At 73.8% G+C, this 14,478-nt stretch carries 17 protein-coding genes; 13 read left to right on the plus strand and 4 right to left on the minus strand.

Annotated features, from left to right (window positions below):
• Nucleotides 1-103: 103 nt before the first annotated feature.
• The 3 genes from mptB to ACFYZS_RS21050 all read left to right on the plus strand — a co-directional run bounded on the left by mptB (nt 104) and on the right by ACFYZS_RS21050 (nt 3,360).
• Nucleotides 104-1,609, plus strand: a complete 1,506-nt coding sequence (mptB, locus tag ACFYZS_RS21040) for a polyprenol phosphomannose-dependent alpha 1,6 mannosyltransferase MptB (RefSeq protein ID WP_389014549.1) — start codon at nt 104-106, stop codon at nt 1,607-1,609.
• A 213-nt stretch (nt 1,610-1,822) separates the two neighbouring features.
• Complete coding sequence (locus ACFYZS_RS21045) at nt 1,823-2,230, plus strand: VOC family protein (protein WP_389014552.1); 408 nt, start codon at nt 1,823-1,825, stop codon at nt 2,228-2,230.
• Nucleotides 2,231-2,418: 188 nt separating this feature from the next.
• Nucleotides 2,419-3,360, plus strand: coding sequence for an SDR family NAD(P)-dependent oxidoreductase (locus ACFYZS_RS21050; RefSeq protein ID WP_389014554.1), 942 nt, complete (start codon nt 2,419-2,421; stop codon nt 3,358-3,360).
• 37 nt (nt 3,361-3,397) lie between these two features.
• Here the strand turns inward: ACFYZS_RS21050 and ACFYZS_RS21055 are convergent, their stop codons facing one another.
• Nucleotides 3,398-4,885 carry an FAD-dependent monooxygenase gene (locus tag ACFYZS_RS21055; RefSeq protein WP_389014557.1) on the minus strand — a complete coding sequence of 496 codons (1,488 nt, stop codon included), beginning with the start codon at nt 4,883-4,885 and terminating at the stop codon, nt 3,398-3,400.
• Between the two features lie 134 nt (nt 4,886-5,019).
• Between ACFYZS_RS21055 and ACFYZS_RS21060 the strand changes: the two genes are divergently transcribed.
• Nucleotides 5,020-5,700: a TetR/AcrR family transcriptional regulator gene (locus tag ACFYZS_RS21060; protein WP_389014560.1), complete on the plus strand. Its 681-nt coding sequence runs from the start codon at nt 5,020-5,022 to the stop codon at nt 5,698-5,700.
• 34 nt (nt 5,701-5,734) lie between these two features.
• On the opposite strand, the gene ACFYZS_RS21065 is transcribed toward ACFYZS_RS21060, so the two are convergent.
• Nucleotides 5,735-6,628 carry a calcium-binding protein gene (locus ACFYZS_RS21065; protein WP_389014563.1) on the minus strand — a complete coding sequence of 298 codons (894 nt, stop codon included), beginning with the start codon at nt 6,626-6,628 and terminating at the stop codon, nt 5,735-5,737.
• Between the two features lie 224 nt (nt 6,629-6,852).
• Between ACFYZS_RS21065 and ACFYZS_RS21070 the strand changes: the two genes are divergently transcribed.
• Both ACFYZS_RS21070 and ACFYZS_RS21075 read left to right on the plus strand, forming a co-directional pair.
• Nucleotides 6,853-7,137, plus strand: a complete 285-nt coding sequence (locus ACFYZS_RS21070) for a hypothetical protein (RefSeq protein ID WP_389014566.1) — start codon at nt 6,853-6,855, stop codon at nt 7,135-7,137.
• A 97-nt stretch (nt 7,138-7,234) separates the two neighbouring features.
• Nucleotides 7,235-7,789 (plus strand): DoxX family protein, encoded by a 555-nt coding sequence (locus ACFYZS_RS21075; RefSeq protein ID WP_389014569.1) that lies wholly within the window; start codon nt 7,235-7,237, stop codon nt 7,787-7,789.
• A gap of 60 nt (nt 7,790-7,849) precedes the next feature.
• Here the strand turns inward: ACFYZS_RS21075 and ACFYZS_RS21080 are convergent, their stop codons facing one another.
• Entirely contained in the window at nt 7,850-8,101 is a 252-nt protein-coding gene (locus ACFYZS_RS21080) for an EF-hand domain-containing protein (RefSeq protein WP_389014572.1), read from the minus strand.
• A gap of 197 nt (nt 8,102-8,298) precedes the next feature.
• On the opposite strand from ACFYZS_RS21080, the gene ACFYZS_RS21085 reads away from it, so the two are divergent.
• From ACFYZS_RS21085 to ACFYZS_RS21115, 7 genes are read left to right on the plus strand one after another with little or no spacing between them, the layout of a single operon-like run.
• On the plus strand, nt 8,299-8,910 hold the full coding sequence (locus tag ACFYZS_RS21085; RefSeq protein ID WP_389014575.1) for a DUF5133 domain-containing protein: 612 nt from the start codon (nt 8,299-8,301) through the stop codon (nt 8,908-8,910).
• Nucleotides 8,911-8,969: 59 nt separating this feature from the next.
• On the plus strand, nt 8,970-9,419 hold the full coding sequence (locus ACFYZS_RS21090) for a hypothetical protein (RefSeq protein ID WP_389014577.1): 450 nt from the start codon (nt 8,970-8,972) through the stop codon (nt 9,417-9,419).
• A 2-nt stretch (nt 9,420-9,421) separates the two neighbouring features.
• On the plus strand, nt 9,422-9,733 hold the full coding sequence (locus ACFYZS_RS21095; RefSeq protein WP_389014579.1) for a hypothetical protein: 312 nt from the start codon (nt 9,422-9,424) through the stop codon (nt 9,731-9,733).
• Entirely contained in the window at nt 9,730-10,062 is a 333-nt protein-coding gene (locus tag ACFYZS_RS21100) for a DUF4288 domain-containing protein (RefSeq protein ID WP_389014582.1), read from the plus strand. The genes ACFYZS_RS21095 and ACFYZS_RS21100 overlap by 4 nt, the downstream gene beginning before the upstream one ends.
• A gap of 3 nt (nt 10,063-10,065) precedes the next feature.
• The gene (locus tag ACFYZS_RS21105) at nt 10,066-11,367 is read left to right on the plus strand and encodes an MFS transporter (RefSeq protein WP_389014585.1); all 1,302 of its coding nucleotides are present in this window, start codon (nt 10,066-10,068) and stop codon (nt 11,365-11,367) included.
• The gene (locus ACFYZS_RS21110; RefSeq protein ID WP_389014588.1) at nt 11,364-12,602 is read left to right on the plus strand and encodes an anhydro-N-acetylmuramic acid kinase; all 1,239 of its coding nucleotides are present in this window, start codon (nt 11,364-11,366) and stop codon (nt 12,600-12,602) included. The genes ACFYZS_RS21105 and ACFYZS_RS21110 overlap by 4 nt, the downstream gene beginning before the upstream one ends.
• 56 nt (nt 12,603-12,658) lie before the next feature.
• Nucleotides 12,659-13,717 carry an alpha/beta hydrolase gene (locus tag ACFYZS_RS21115; RefSeq protein ID WP_389014591.1) on the plus strand — a complete coding sequence of 353 codons (1,059 nt, stop codon included), beginning with the start codon at nt 12,659-12,661 and terminating at the stop codon, nt 13,715-13,717.
• Nucleotides 13,718-13,730: 13 nt separating this feature from the next.
• On the opposite strand, the gene ACFYZS_RS21120 is transcribed toward ACFYZS_RS21115, so the two are convergent.
• The gene (locus ACFYZS_RS21120; RefSeq protein ID WP_389014593.1) at nt 13,731-14,465 is read right to left on the minus strand and encodes an SOS response-associated peptidase; all 735 of its coding nucleotides are present in this window, start codon (nt 14,463-14,465) and stop codon (nt 13,731-13,733) included.
• Between the last annotated feature and the right edge of the window lie 13 nt (nt 14,466-14,478).

The raw sequence follows: 14,478 nt of genomic DNA on the forward strand, positions 1-14,478 counted from the left end.
GGTGACCGGGATACCGGCGTCTGACCGGAAGGACGCCCGAAGTTCACCTCCCCGACGCCTCGGGCGGGCCGATCATCGGCCTTGTCCCCCCTAGGCTGCCGCCATGTCTGAGGTGGGGGTCGCGGTCCGGGGTTGCCGGCTGCTCGGAACGCTCGGGTCGGTGCTGCTGGCAGCCGGGAGCTGGTCTGCGGGCGCGCTGCCCTTCGGTGTCCCGGACGGGGTGTGGGCGCAGCGGAGCCCGGCGCACACGGTGCTGGGAGCGGCGGCCTCGTACGCCGGCCTGGTGCTGCTCGTGGTCGCCTGGTGGCGGCTGGGCGGGCTGCTGCGGGCCGGCGGACCGGTCGGCCGCAGGCAGCTGCACACCGTGCTGTGGTCCTGGGTCCTGCCGCTCGTCCCGGGCCCGTTGCTCTTCAGCAACGACGCGTACAGCTACGTCGCGCAGGGTGCGCTGGCGGTCCGCGGCTGGGACGTGTACCGGCTGGGGCCGTCCGTGCTCGGCGGGCCGCTCGCGGACAACGTGCCGGAGATGTGGCAGGACGCGCCGGCGCCGTACGGGCCGGTGGCCATCGCGGCGACGCGGGCCGTCATGGCCGTCACCGGCGAGCACCACACGGTGGCCGCGGTGCTGGGCATGCGGCTGCTGGCCCTGCTCGGGCTGGCGCTGATCGTCTGGGGCGTGGGTCGGCTCGCGTCCGAGTGGGGCTCCGAGCGGGGCTCCGGGTCCGGCCCCGGGTCCGGCGGCGCGGAGGCCGGAGCGCTGTGGGCGACCGTGCTCAACCCGCTCGCCCTGGTGCACCTGGTGGGCGGGGCCCACAACGAGGCGCTGATGATCGGCCTGATGGTGGCCGGCCTGGTGGCCTTCCGCCGGGGGCACTGGGTGCTGGGCACCGTCGTGCTCGTCTCGGCCGCGCTGGTAAAGGTCCCCGCCGCGGTGGCTCTGCTGTGCGCCGCCGCGTGGTCCGCGGGCGGGCGGCCGGACCGGCGTGCGGGATGGCTGCGGGCGGCCGGGATCGCGCTGGTGGGTCTCGCGGCGCTGGTGCTGGGCGTGGCGGTGTGCGGCCAGGGCTGGGGGTGGCTGTCGACGCTTCGGGGCCCGGCGCAGGTGTACACGGTGCTCTCGCCGAGTACGGATGTGGGCCGGGTGCTCGGGCTGCTGTCCGAGGGGTTCGGCCTGGGTACGGCGGGCGACGCGATCGCCGCCGCGCGGTCGGTGGGGCTGGTGCTGGGCGTGTGCCTGGTGGGCTTCTGTGCGTGGCGTGCGCCGCGCACGGGCCCCGAGTACGCCACCGGCATGGCGCTACTGGGACTGGTGGTGACGGCTCCGGTCGTACAGCCCTGGTACGTGCTGTGGGGGATGGTGCCGCTCGCGGCGGTCGCCTGGCACCTGGTGGAGAACACGCGGGCGCGGCTGGCGATGCTGGTGCTGCTGTTCTTGGTGCTGCCCAGCGGGACGTCGGCGACGTGGTCCTACGGGTTCGCCGCCGTCACGGGCGCGTCGGCGGCCGTCGCCGCGCTCCTGGCCTGGGGTCCGCCGGTACGGGAGGCACTGCCCCGCCTACGCCTGCAGGAGCGCTCGTGGGTACGGGCGGCGGTCAGAACGCGCCGGTGAGCCGGCGGGGAATCGGCGTTGCGCCGGCCCGCGGTGATCACTAAGGTCGACCGGGTGACTGCCGGGTCGGCCTTGAGCCATGCACGAGTAGGGTTCCCGGCCTCGGCGTGAGCCCGAGGCGGGCCAGGAGCCCGCCCTTTCTCCGCGTTTCTTGCGCCCGGCGCCCGCGTGCGGCGCCTTTCCACGGGAACCGAGACCGGAGACACCTCACTCATGTCGAACACCCAGCAGTATCCGAACGCCGTCCAGTTGAACCACACCGTCGTCCACGCCAGGGACCGGGGCCTGTCGGCCGAGTTCCTCGCCGTGGTCCTGGGGCTGGAGGTCGGCGCTCCGTTCGGGCCGTTCCTGCCCGTCGACCTCGGCAACGGCGTGACGCTGGACTACTACGCGATGACCGAGGAGCCGATCCAGCCGCAGCACTACGCGTTCCTCGTGCCCGAGGAGCGGTTCGACGGCATGATCGCCCGACTGGAGGCGGTCGGGGTCACCTACTACGCCGACCCCCACCACACCGACCCCGGGAGGATCAACCGCATGTTCGGCGGCCACGGTGCGTACTTCGCCGATCCGGACGGCCACAACATGGAGATCATGACGCGCCCGTACGTCCGGCCGTAGCCGGGCACCGGCCGCGCGAGCGGCGTGGTGGTCCTCACCACCCGCCTCTCACGTCGGCAGGTTGTCGGACGTCCGGCGGGGCTGTCGGTGATCCGGAGGCGATGTGTCGGTGACCGCTGGAACCGTGGGTGTCCAGTTGCCCGAAGGGGCGGCTGCAACCGCCTCCGACAGCAAGGGAGCCCCTCACCATGTCATCCACCCCGCCCTGGAACGTCCGACGACTGCCGGGTGCCGATGGCCGCGTCTTCCTGGTGACCGGCGGCAACGCCGGCATCGGGTACTTCGTCGCGGAGCAGTTGGCGGCAACCGGAGCCACCGTCGTACTCGGCAGCCGCAATCCCGCCAAGGCCGAGCTCGCCACGGCCTCGATCCGTACGCGCGTCCCCGGCGCACGGGTCAGGGCCGTGCGGCTGGACCTCGCCGACCTCTCCTCTCTCGAAGCAGCCGTGGAATCGCTGGAGGTGGAACGCCTTGACGCGGTGGTCCACAACGCCGGCGTCGCGCTCGACGACCCGCCGCGCAGGGAGACCGTGGACGGGCACGAGCTCATGTTCGGCACGAACCACCTCGGGCACTTCGCCTTGACCCGCCGGCTCATGCCCCTGCTGTCGGCGGCGCCCGCGGCCCGCGTGGTGACCATGGGCAGCTTCGCGGCGAAGTCCGAGCGGCTCGACCTGGACGACCTGCAGTCCCGGAAGGACTACCGGCCCAAGCGCGCCTACGGACGCTCCAAGCTGGCGCAGATGTACTTCGGCGTCGAACTCGACCGCCGCCTGCGGGCTGCCGGCAGCACGGTGGCGAGCGTGGTGGTCCACCCGGGCGGCGCGCTGGACTCCCTCACCCCGTCGCGGCCGCCGATCCACGTGCGGACCACCGGCGGACGGCTGAGCGCGGCGCCTGCGGCCCTCCTCGTCCAGGGCAAGCACGCCGGCGCATGGCCCGCGGTCCGGGCGGTGCTCGACCCGGCCGTGCGCGGAGGCCGGCTGTGGGGACCGCGCGTCTTCGGCCTGCGCGGCGAGCCCCGCCCTGAGCCGGTGTGGAACCACCTGGCCGACGCCTCCGTGGCGGCACGTCTGTGGGACGCGAGCCGTGACCTGACCGGCGCCGACCTCGGCACCCTCTCCGGATGACTCGGCACGCGCGCTGCCCGGCGGGGCGCCGAACAGATCAAGCCGCCGGCACGGGCCCCGCGACCCGGGAGGCCCAGGCCCGCAGATCCTCGGCCGAGGCTTCGAGCGCCTCGCCGCCGGGCCCGGCCCAGGCTATGTACCCGTCCGGCCGGACCAGGTACAGCCCGCGTCCGTACGCCTCGTACGGACCTGTTCGCGCGGTCCGCAGACCCGGGAGCGGCGGCAGGCGCTCCGGCAGCGGGGTGTCGACCGCGAGCAGGGTGAAGTGGGTGCCGCGGTAGAGGTCGAAGAGGCGCAGCCCGTCACGCCTCCCGTCGGGCGCGCGGTCTCCCGCTCTGACGGCGTCCTCGGCGAGGCCGGTGCGTATCTCGCGGGTGAGCGAGGAGTCCCTTTGGTCGAGGCCGAGTTGGCGGGTGGCGGCGCCGCGCCGCTCCTCACCCCGGTGGATGCGCGTGGACAGCCCCAGCATCGCCGCGGCATTGGGCAGGCGCTCCTCCTCGTACGTGTCCAGCAGCGCCTCGGGGGCTGCGTCGCGCAGCACGGCCGCGAGCTTCCACCCCAGGTTGTAGGCGTCCTGGACGCTGGTGTTGAGTCCCTGGCCGCCGGCGGGCGAGTGGATGTGGGCCGCGTCGCCCGCGAGGAAGACCCTGCCCTCACGGAAGCGGTCGGCGAGCGCGGCGTTCACGGTGAAGTCGGATGCCCACCGGACCTCGGTGACCTCCTCGGCTGGTATGTGGGTGAACGCGGCGACCAGCGCACGCACTTCCTCCGCCGTGGCCCTCCCGGCGACCGGCGCCGGCTGCGCGACGAACTGGAACTCCCGCGTATGCGGCAGGGGACAGAGGGCCGCGAAGCCGGTACCGCCCGCGGCGGGCGGGAAGAGGTGCCAGTTGTCCCGGTCGAGCGACGGTATGACCACATCGGCCACGAGCATCGGGGCGGGGTCGACCCGCTCACCGGACATCGCGATGCCGACGAGCCGGCGGACCGTGGACCGGCCGCCGTCGGCGGCGACGGCGTATCCGGCGCGGACGGTCATCGGGCTCCCGCCGACCCCGGGTACGAGCGTGGCCGTCACGGACTCGGCATCCTGCGTGAGGCCGGTCAGCTCGACTCCGAACACGACGTCACCGCCCAGGTCGCGGAGCCGGTCGAGCAGGATCCGCTGGGTGCGCCACTGGGGCAGCAGCCAGGGCCCGGTATAGGGCGCGTCCTCGGTCGGCTCGACCTCCTCGAACATGCGGTACTCCCCCGCACGGCCGCCGCCCTGCCATGTCATGCCGATCGGCGCCCGGCCGCCCCACCGCAGGACCTCCCCCACGACTCCGAGGTCGTCGAAGACCTCCAGGGTCCGCGGCTGGACGCCCTTGCCGCGGGAACCGGGAAACAGCTCCGGCGACCGCTCGACGACCAGCGCGCGCACTCCGCGCCGGGCGAGGTCACAGGCCAGCACGAGGCCGGTGGGCCCGGCCCCCACGATCAGGACGTCACTGCGGTCTTCTTCTCGGTACCACTGCTGGTCCATCGCTCTCCCCGTTCGATCGCTTCCACACGGCTCCTTAACAACATTAAGGAGCCTCTTCACGCAAGAATGCCCTTAACGTTGTTAAGCTGTCAACGCCACGAACGAGTGAGCCGCCCCGAGAGACAGAGCAGACGATGAACGCCAAGCCGCAGCAGACTCCGCCGCGCGTCCCGCCCCTGACGCGCCTGACCGTCGCCGAGACCGCGCTGCGGCTGCTGAACGAGGGCGGGCTCGACAAGCTCACCCTCCGCGCCATCGCGCAGGAACTGGATGTGAAGGCGCCGGCGCTGTACTGGCATTTCAAGAACAAGCAAGAGCTGATCGACGAGATGGCCACGGAGATGTTCCGGCGCATGGTCACGAACCCCGAGGAATCCGGGCCGGACGACTCCCCCGCGTCCTGGCGGGAGCGGATGCTGACCGCCAATCGCGGGTTGCGCCGGGCCCTGCTCGCCTATCGCGACGGCGCCCGCGTGTTCACCGGCTCGCGCTTCACCGGAACCGAGCACGCGGAGCAGTCCGAGGCCCATCTGCGCGCCCTGCTGGCGCACGGCTTCGAACTGCCCCAGGCGGTACGCGCCATGGCGACCGCCTTCTCGTACACGCTCGGGTTCGTGATCGAGGAGCAGGGCGTCCACCCCGTCCCGGGCGAGCGCCGGGAGGGGTACGACGTGGCGGAGCGCGGCGAGCGTCTGGCCGACTACCCGCTCGCCGCGGCCGCCGGTACGCACCTCTTCGACGCGTACGACGAGCACTTCGAAGAGGGTCTGCAGATCGTCGTCGACGGCATCGCCGCGCGGTACGGGATCCACTGACCGCACCGGCGCGAGCGGCGCCGGTCGGCACGGGTTACGGAACGTTCGACATGGTCTCGCAGCGCACCGCGATGTCGGCTCCGGCCGTCCCGTCGCAGGAGTCCTTCGCGTCCTCGCCCCCGTCCATCACGTCGTTGCCCCCCGCCGCCGCGACGGGCGCGACCGGGGCGACCGGTGCGCCCTGCGCGGGCTTCGCCGCCGGGGTCGGGCGGCCCTGACGGCCCGGGCGCGCGGGCTTGCCGGTCACGCCGCCCTCGCCCTTCCCGTGCGCGGCGTGGCCCGAGTTGCTGTCGCCGATGATGGTGTCGACGCCGGGGCCGCCCAGCAGTACGTCCGCGCCCTGACCGGTCGCGCTGCCCTCGGCGGAGGAGTCGCCGGTGATGCTGTCGTCCCCGGCCCCGCCGTCGAGGACGTCCCGGCCGCCGCCGGTCGCGTTGATGCCGCCGCGGCTGTCGCCGATCATGGCGTCGTTCCCCGCCTCGCCGAACAGGACGTCGTCGCCCCCGCCCGACGCGCTGGAGCCGAAGGCCATGCTGTCGCCGCCCATGCGGTCGTCACCCGGCCCTCCGAAGAGGACGTCGTTCCCGCCGCCGTCCACGGGAGCCTTGGTGGAGAGCAGGTCGCCGCGCATGAGGTCCGCGCCGTCGCCGCCCTCCAACTGGTCGTCGCCGAGGCCGCCGGCGATCGTGTCGTTGCCGCCGAGACCGCAGATCAGGTCGTCGCCGCCGAGACCGTCGATGGTGTCCGCCTCCGCCGACCCGATGATGACGTCGTTGCCCTCCGTCCCGGTGATCGTGCCCGATCCGGTGATGGTGGCCGGCCGGCCGAAGCAGGTGGCATCGGCCGCGTGCGCGACCGTTGCCGGGGCCGTGAAGGAGAGCAGGGCGGTTGCTGTCAGCAGGGTGAGTGACGTGCGACGACAGGGCATACAGACCTCCGGTCGGAGTGTGCACAGCCGTTCCGGCTGTCCAAGGAACCAGGCTCGAATCCGTGGGGAACGTATGGCGCAAATGCCTTGAATGCAATGAAATGCATGGCATTTTGTATGCCTTCCGCTCGGTTGGCCCCGCTCGGGGCGGGGCCAACCGGCCCAGGACGGGGCCGCACCGGCGCGAAGGAGCGGGCGGCCGGAGGGTCGCCTACCGTCGGGGTATGAGCGGGATCATCGTGGTGCACGAACTGGACACACCGGCACCGAGCCGCGCGGCGGACAGGTCGGCCCAGGGCGCCGAGGCCGCCGTACGTCGGGTGCATGCCGCGCCGGCGGCCCCGGGCACCACCACCGAGCCCGGCCCGCGAACGCTGTGCGGCCGGGACACCTTCGCGATGCGAGCGGCCGCGCGGACCCCGCCCGGGGAGCCGGGCTCGCCGTGGTACCCGCCGCAGGAGGAGGGCCTGGTGTGCCCTTCCTGCGATGCCGCGATGGACGACGGCTGATCCGCCGCCGGGCGCGGTACAGCGCGTGCGCGCGGCGGGTCCTCGCGTGAAGCTGGAGTCCAGGTGACACGCAACCCCTTCGAAAGGGTCTGTCCTCATGCCGCTCACACATCGCAAGGATCTCGGACTGCTCGCCCTGCGCCTGGGCGCGGGCGGGGTGCTGCTCGCCCACGGGTCACAGAAGCTCTTCGGGTGGTTCGGCGGGGCCGGCATCGAGGGCACGGCCCGGGGCATGGAGCAGATGGGGTTCACCCCGGGCCGGGAGAGCGCGATCGCGGCCGGGCTCGGCGAAGCGGGCGGCGGGGCACTGCTCGCCCTGGGACTGGCGACCCCGGCGGCCGGCGCGGCCGCGGCGGGCGCCATGGCGGGGGCCGTCGCCGTGCACGCGCCGGCCGGGTTCTACGCCCAGGGCGGCGGCTTCGAGTACCCGGCCTTCCTCGGCTTCGTCGCGGCCTGTCTCGGCCTGTCCGGGCCCGGCCGCTTCTCCCTCGACCATGCCACGCGGCACCGGCTGGACCGGCCGGCCACGGTGGTGATGGCCTTCGCCCTCAGCGCGGCCGCGGCCACCGTCGTACTCAACCGCCGGGCCGCGACCCTCGCCGCGGCCGAAGCGTCCGGCCCGGACCGGGACGCCGACAGCCGGACGGCGTAGCGGCGGTCGCCGATTCGCCGAGCGGTCGATGCCCCGATCAGTCGATCCGCGGGGGCGGGACTACCAGCCGAAGCGGCGGTCGACCTCCCGGGCGAACTCCTCGAACGTCAGCACGTTGTCGCCGTTCTTGTCGGCGGCGTCGAAGAGCGCGGACGAGGCGTCGATGTCCCCCAGGCCCCAGAACGGCAGGTCGCCGTTGGCGGCCAGGGTCGGCCCCTTCGTCCGCAGGGCGGTGATCACTTCCAGACGGGTCAGGGTGCCGTCGTGGTTGAGATCGAGCGCCTCGAACAGCTTGCGGGCCTTCTCACTCATCGCGTACGTCCTTCCGGAGGAATCGGCAGGGGGTGCCTGCCGCCAGCCTACGGCGCACCCCGTCCGGACCGACGGGGGCGGGGGGCTCAGCGCCGACGGGCCCGGCCGCGGCGGCCGTTCGGCGTACCCGGACCGTGCGGTGAACCAGGCCGCGCCCCACCCCGAAGCAGCAGCCGGAGGAACGAGGAACCAGGCGGATGAACGAGACACCACCCCGGCACACCATCGCGGAGCAGGCCGTCACGGTCCTGATGGCGGTGGTGCCGTGCGGCGCCGACACCGCGCGGCGGATCCTCGCCGACACGGCGCGGGCCACCGGTGCCGGACCCCGCGAGACGGCCGAGGCCGTGCTCGTACCGGGAGGCGGCGGCAAGCCCGCGACCCCGCTCGGCAGGGCTCTGGCGGACGCCGTGGAAGAGGCCCGCTCCGCCACCGAGCCCGTGGCGCAGCCGTACACGCGGCTGCTCCCCGACCCGCGGGCCGTCGGCGAACTGCTGAAGCGGCACCGCGGCCTGCGTCGCCGCGCCCTGGCCACGCCCGGTGATCCGGCCGTACGCGACGAGCTCGACGACGCCACCTACACCCTGTGCATCCTGATGGGCCGGCGCAACGCCCACGCGGCGCTCCGCGCGGCGGAACTCCTCCTCGGCACCGAGTGGCTCGGCACCCCCGTCATCGACATCCCCGTCAACGGCACCCCCGTCATCGGCACCGGCGCCCGCGACACACCGGGCCAACGCCCGGACCTCCCGCCCCTGCGCGGTTCCGGAGCACGTCAACAGGGCGCCGCGGGACGCGACTTTCCGTAGTCGAGGTGCTACCTTTCGTGATCGCCAAGGTAAGTGATCATGCGTGGAAAGGTGCGTCCATGAAGACGGTCGGGAAGACGACCCGTGCACTGGCGCTCGCGGTGGTGAGCCTGCTGGCGGCGGCAGCGGTGCCGGCCGGGCAGGTCTCCGCCGCGACGGGGCGGGCTGCGGAGTGCCGCAACATCGGAACGTCGTTCACCGACAAGCTCATCCCCGGGCAGTGCATCGGCAACGGTGCCAACCGCCTGGAGATGCAGTACGACGGCAACCTGGTCCTCTACTCCGGCAGCCGCGCCTGCTGGGCGAGCGGCACCGACGGCACCGACGGGGTGTACGCCGAGTTCTCCGGCGACTGGAAGCCCGACTCCCCCTACCTGTCCCTGGAATCGCAGTTCGGGCAGCTGCGGAAGTACCGCGGGAAGTACACCGGACTGCACAAGACCGGCAACGTCAGCATCAACGGCAAGGGCGAGGTCTGGATCGCGTACGGGAAGCTCGCGGGCTGCTGATCATGGCCGTCATCGGAAGGCCGGCGCGTGGCGCCGCCGCCCTCGTCCTCGCCTGCGCCGTCCTGTTCGGGGCGCCGCCGGCCGCCGGCGCCGTGCCGGTGCGACTGCCGGCGCAGTCGTCGGACGCGTGCGTGGCGGGGGAGAACCTCGGCGAGATCGCGAACAACTTCATCTCGCGCTGCCGCAAGGGGTCCATCCGCCAGGCGTTCCCCGGGGAGCACTTGGGCGACACGCTCGAATACATCCGGGGCTGCGGGCTCAAGTCCTGCAACACGGCGTGGAAGCTGCTCAACGACAACCGGTTCAAGAAGTGAGGACGTACGTCGCCGTCCTCGTCTGCGCCGCCGAGGCCGCGCCGACGGCGGACGGCCGCCGGCCCCTGTACCGGGAGAGCTTCGTCCTGCTGACCGCCGGGACCGAGGACGAGGCCAGGTCGAAGGCCCGGTCCCACGGCGAGGGCATGGAAACGAGCTACCGGAACGAGAAGGGCGAGCTGATCACCTGGACATTCCGGCAGCTCGTGGACGTCGCGGAGGTACCGGACGAGCGCGTGGGCGACGGAACGGAGCTCTACACGCGGCACTTCCGGAACTTCGCCGCCTACACGGCCTTCGAACCCCTCCTGTCGGGCGAGGACCTCTGACCCGTGAGACCCCTCGATCTGCGTCCCGCGGCCGTCCGTACGAACACCACCCGCCGGGCGCTGCTCGCCGGGTCGGTCGGCAATCTCGTCGAGTGGTACGAGTTCGGCGTCTACGGGTGCCTGGCCACCGTCATCGCCGCGAACTTCTTCCGTCACGAGGGGAGCAGCGGTGCCGAGGCCCTGGTGGCCGCGTACGCCTCCTTCGCCCTCGCGTTCTTCTTCCGGCCCGTCGGGGCCGTGCTGTTCGGACGGCTCGGGGACCGGCTGGGGCGGCGGCCCACGCTCATCGTCGTCGTCGGTCTCATGACCCTCGCCACCGTGACGATCGGCCTCCTGCCCACCCGCGCCACCATCGGCGCCGCCGCGCCCTGGCTGCTCACCCTCCTGCGGGTGCTGCAAGGGCTCTCCGCGGGCGGCGAGTTCGGCGGAGCCGTCGCCCTCATGACGGAGTACGCGCCCGCCGGCCGGCGCGGCCTCTACGGCGCCTGGCAGTCCTTCACCGTCGCGCTCGGCCTGCTCACCGGGGCGGGTACGGCGGCCGCCCTCGCGAGCGCGCTGCCCGCCGACGCCCTGCACGCGTGGGGGTGGCGGATCCCGTTCCTGCTGGCCCTTCCGCTGGGGGCGGTGGCGCTGTGGCTGCGCACGGCCTTGGCGGAGCCGCCCCCTCCACAAGAGCCGGCCGCTGCGGCGGACACCCGCCCGGCCGGCTCCCGGGAGCTCGCGCGGGCCGTCGTCCTCGGCATCGGGCGGGTCATGGGCTGGTCGGCGGCCGGGTACACCTTCCTCGTCGTTCTGCCCTCGTACCTCCAGGCGACCCTGGGCGCCTCCCTCCGCGAGGCGCTGCTCGCCACCGCCCTCGCCAACACCGGGTTCGCCGCCTCGATCCTGCCCGCCGGAGCGCTCAGCGACCGGATCGGCCGGCGGCCGGTGATGCTGGGCGGAGCCCTCGGCGTGGTGCTGCTCGCCCTCCCCCTCCTCCATCTGCTCCAGTCCCCCGGCGCCTCGCCGTGGTCCAGGGCCGGGGCCGTACTGCTCGCGGGTGCGCTCGTCGGGCTGATGGCCGGGCCGGGGCCGGCCATGCTCGCGGAGATGTTCCCGCGCCGGGTGCGCTGTACCGGGCTCGGACTGGCCTACTCCCTCGCCAACGCGGTGTTCTCCGGCTGCGCCGGGCTCGTCATCACCGCCCTGATCGCCCGGACGGGAGACACCGCCGTGCCCGCCTACTACGCCGCCGGCGCCTGCGCCCTCAGCTGCCCGGCCCTGTTGAGCCTGAGCGGCCGCGACCACGAGGAGGCGCTGCGATGAGGACGAGGGTGATCGGGCTGATGTCGGGGACCTCGTACGACGCCGTCGACGCCGCGGCCGCCGACCTCGAACTCCGCGCCGAGGACGGCACGCTGCACATCGAACCGCTGGGCATGGTCAGCGAGCCCTACCCGGCCGACGTACGGGAGGCCCTCGCCGCCGCCCTGCCGCCCGCGGCCACCACCCTGGCCGAGGTCTGCCGCCTCGACACCCGGATCGGCCAGGTCTTCGCGGCGGTCGCCGCCCGCGCCGACCGGGAACTGTGCGCGGGGCGAGCCGAGTTGGTCGCCTCGCACGGGCAGACCGTGTACCACTGGGCCGAGGACGGTCGGGTACGGGGCACCCTGCAGCTGGGCGAACCGGCCTGGATCGCGGAGCGCAGCGGCTGCCCGGTCGTCTCCGGCTTCCGGCCGCGCGACGTGGCGGCCGGCGGTCAGGGCGCGCCGCTGGTGAGCCTGATCGACCTGATGCTCCTGCGCGGGCGCCCCGGCGTACCCGCCGCCCTGAACATCGGCGGGATCGCCAACGTCACCGTGCTGCCGGCGGGCGGCGAACCCGTGGCGTTCGACACCGGCCCGGGCAACGCGCTGATCGATGCCGCGGTCCGTGAACTGAGCTCCGGGCGGCTCGCCTACGACGCGGACGGCGCGCTCGCCGCCGCCGGGCGCGTCCACGAGGGGCTCCTGGAGCGGCTGCTGTCCGGTGAGCCGTACTACCGGCTGCCGCCCCCGCGGACGACGGGCAAGGAGCTGTTCCACCCGGGCTACCTGCGGGCGCGGCTCGCGGGGTTCGGCGAGCTCCGGCCGCAGGACCTCGTCGCCACCCTGACGCGGCTGACGGCCCGTACGGTGGCCGACGCGCTGCGTCCGCTGGGCACCACCGAGGTGTTCGTGTCCGGTGGCGGCGTGCGCAATCCCGCGCTGATGGCGATGCTCCGCGAGGAGCTGGCGAACGGCACGGGCGGAGCCGGCGGCGCGGGCGGCACCGCGGTGCGCGGGTCGCAGGAGCTGGGACTGCCCGCGGAGGCGAAGGAGGCCTACGCCTTCGCCGTGCTCGGGTACCTCACCCTGCACGGCCTCCCGGGCAACGACCCGGGGTGCACGGGCGCCGCGGGGCCGCGCGTGCTCGGGTCGCTCACCCCGGGCAGCCGCCCGCTGCGCCTGCCCGCGCACCCGGGCCGCGCCCCGCGCGCCCTGACGGTACGGGGACCGGCCACCGCACGGGCCGCGGTGTGACCGGCGTCGGGAGGGACCGGCAGGGGAACGGCGAGTCGGACAGAGGGAAGGTTCTCGTGCACCAACCGATCATGCGATGCGCGGCGGCGGTCGCGGCGGCGCTGGTACTCCTGCTGCAGACGGCGGGGGCCGGGGCCGCCCGCGCGGCCGAGAACCCGGCCCGGGTGGTCGAGGAGCGGCGGATCGACGCGCGGACGCTCGATCTCACCGTGTCCTCGCCCGAGATCGACGCGCCGGTCACGGTGCGGCTGCTGCTGCCGTCGGGCTGGTCCAAGGACGCCGCCCGGACGTGGCCCGTCCTGTGGCTGCTGCACGGCGGCCCGGGGGACCACACCGACTGGACCGCGCACACGCACGTCGAGGAGCTGGCCGCCCCGCGGGACGTCCTCGTGGTGCTGCCGCAGACCAGCCCGTGCAGCGGATACAGCGACTGGTACAACACCGGCGGCGGCGGTCCCCCGGCCTGGGAGACGTACCTGGTCGACGAGGTGCGGCCGCTGCTGGAGAGCCAGTACCGCGCCGGTACGGGGCGTGCCGTCGCGGGGCTGTCGATGGGCGGGCTCGGCGCGCTGAAGCTGGCCGCCGCACACCCCGGCATGTTCCGCGCGGCGGCCTCGTACAGCGGGGCGGTCAGCACGCTCCACCTGTCGCTCGACGGCGGGCTCTCCGGGCCCGATCTGGTGAAGGGCGCCGGTCCCGGATGCGGCATCGACTGGCGGCGCATCTGGGGCGAGCCGGGTTTCCCGTACGACACCGCGGACCCGACGGACGTGCGCCAGCGCGGCGTCTGGGAGCGCAACGACCCGGTGCACTTGGCCGCCGGGCTGACCGGTACCGCGCTGTACGTCTCGTACGGCGACGGCACGGACGCCGGTACGGGCTGGCAATGGGGCGACCCGCCGGCGAGCCCGACGCGCTGCACGAGCCCGATCGGCCACGGCACGGAACCCGTCGAGCGCCTCGTCCACGGCATGAACCAGGACCTGCGGCTGCGGCTCGCCCAGCTCGGGATCCCGGCGGCGGTGTGCTCGTACCGGGGCGTCCACGCGTGGCCGTACTGGGAGCGCGAGCTGGTGTCCTCGTTCCCGATGCTGATGGCGGCCATCGGCGCCTGAGCGGGATGCGGTCTCAGCCTTCGGCCGCGGGTTCGAGCAGCTCGGGGCCGTTGTTGCGGACGCTGTTCACCGCCGTGGAGACGGCGCGCACGTCGAGGTGGCCGCCGGCCGGCGTGTGGAGCAGGGCCCGGAGCTCGTGGACGTCCTCGCGGGCGGGGTCCAGCCAGGCCTCGTGGTCTTCCGCGGCCACGGCCAACGGCATGCGGGGGTGGATGCGGCCGGCCGCGTCGGTGGCCTCCGTGGTGATGATCGTCGTGGTGACGAGCCAGGCGGCCGGGTCGTCCTCGTCGGTCACGGCCGGGTCGCGCCAGAACTCGTACAGGCCGGCCATGGCCATCACCCCGGCGTCCTGCGGAGTGATGAAGTACGGCTGCTTGTACGCCTTCGCCGTGGCGGTGGCGGACACCGACTGCCACTCGTAGAAGCCGTCGGCGGGCAGCAGGCAGCGGCGCCGGGTGAAGGCCCGGCGGTAGGCGGGCTTCTCGTGCACCGTCTCCACCCGCGCGTTGATCATCCGGGCGCCCCCGTTCGGGTCCTTCGCCCAGGAGGGGACCAGGCCCCACCGCAGGGTGCGCAGTCGGCGCTCCACCTCCCCCGTCGCGCGGTCCGGGCGTTCGAGGACCGCCCACACCTCGTCGGTGGGGGCCACGTTCCAGCTCGGTGCCAGCGTCTCCCGGGGGTCCCAGCGGGCCTCGAAGAGGTCGGCCAGGTCCTCGGGGGCGCGGCTGGAGGCATATCGACCGCACATGGCATCCACTGTC

Source organism: Streptomyces sp. NPDC001903 (assembly GCF_042891345.1).
Classification (GTDB): Bacteria; Actinomycetota; Actinomycetes; order Streptomycetales; family Streptomycetaceae; genus Streptomyces.

Excerpts from the sequence above, each read along its gene's own strand:
- mptB (WP_389014549.1), top strand. The coding sequence starts at position 104 with ATGTCTGAGGTGGGGGTCGCGGTCCGGGGTTGCCGGCTGCTCGGAACG.
- ACFYZS_RS21045 (WP_389014552.1), top strand. The coding sequence starts at position 1,823 with ATGTCGAACACCCAGCAGTATCCGAACGCCGTCCAGTTGAACCACACC.
- ACFYZS_RS21050 (WP_389014554.1), top strand. The coding sequence starts at position 2,419 with ATGTCATCCACCCCGCCCTGGAACGTCCGACGACTGCCGGGTGCCGAT.
- ACFYZS_RS21055 (WP_389014557.1), bottom strand. The coding sequence starts at position 4,885 with ATGGACCAGCAGTGGTACCGAGAAGAAGACCGCAGTGACGTCCTGATC.
- ACFYZS_RS21060 (WP_389014560.1), top strand. The coding sequence starts at position 5,020 with ATGAACGCCAAGCCGCAGCAGACTCCGCCGCGCGTCCCGCCCCTGACG.
- ACFYZS_RS21065 (WP_389014563.1), bottom strand. The coding sequence starts at position 6,628 with ATGCCCTGTCGTCGCACGTCACTCACCCTGCTGACAGCAACCGCCCTG.
- ACFYZS_RS21070 (WP_389014566.1), top strand. The coding sequence starts at position 6,853 with ATGAGCGGGATCATCGTGGTGCACGAACTGGACACACCGGCACCGAGC.
- ACFYZS_RS21075 (WP_389014569.1), top strand. The coding sequence starts at position 7,235 with ATGCCGCTCACACATCGCAAGGATCTCGGACTGCTCGCCCTGCGCCTG.
- ACFYZS_RS21080 (WP_389014572.1), bottom strand. The coding sequence starts at position 8,101 with ATGAGTGAGAAGGCCCGCAAGCTGTTCGAGGCGCTCGATCTCAACCAC.
- ACFYZS_RS21085 (WP_389014575.1), top strand. The coding sequence starts at position 8,299 with ATGAACGAGACACCACCCCGGCACACCATCGCGGAGCAGGCCGTCACG.
- ACFYZS_RS21090 (WP_389014577.1), top strand. The coding sequence starts at position 8,970 with ATGAAGACGGTCGGGAAGACGACCCGTGCACTGGCGCTCGCGGTGGTG.
- ACFYZS_RS21095 (WP_389014579.1), top strand. The coding sequence starts at position 9,422 with ATGGCCGTCATCGGAAGGCCGGCGCGTGGCGCCGCCGCCCTCGTCCTC.
- ACFYZS_RS21110 (WP_389014588.1), top strand. The coding sequence starts at position 11,364 with ATGAGGACGAGGGTGATCGGGCTGATGTCGGGGACCTCGTACGACGCC.
- ACFYZS_RS21120 (WP_389014593.1), bottom strand. The coding sequence starts at position 14,465 with ATGTGCGGTCGATATGCCTCCAGCCGCGCCCCCGAGGACCTGGCCGAC.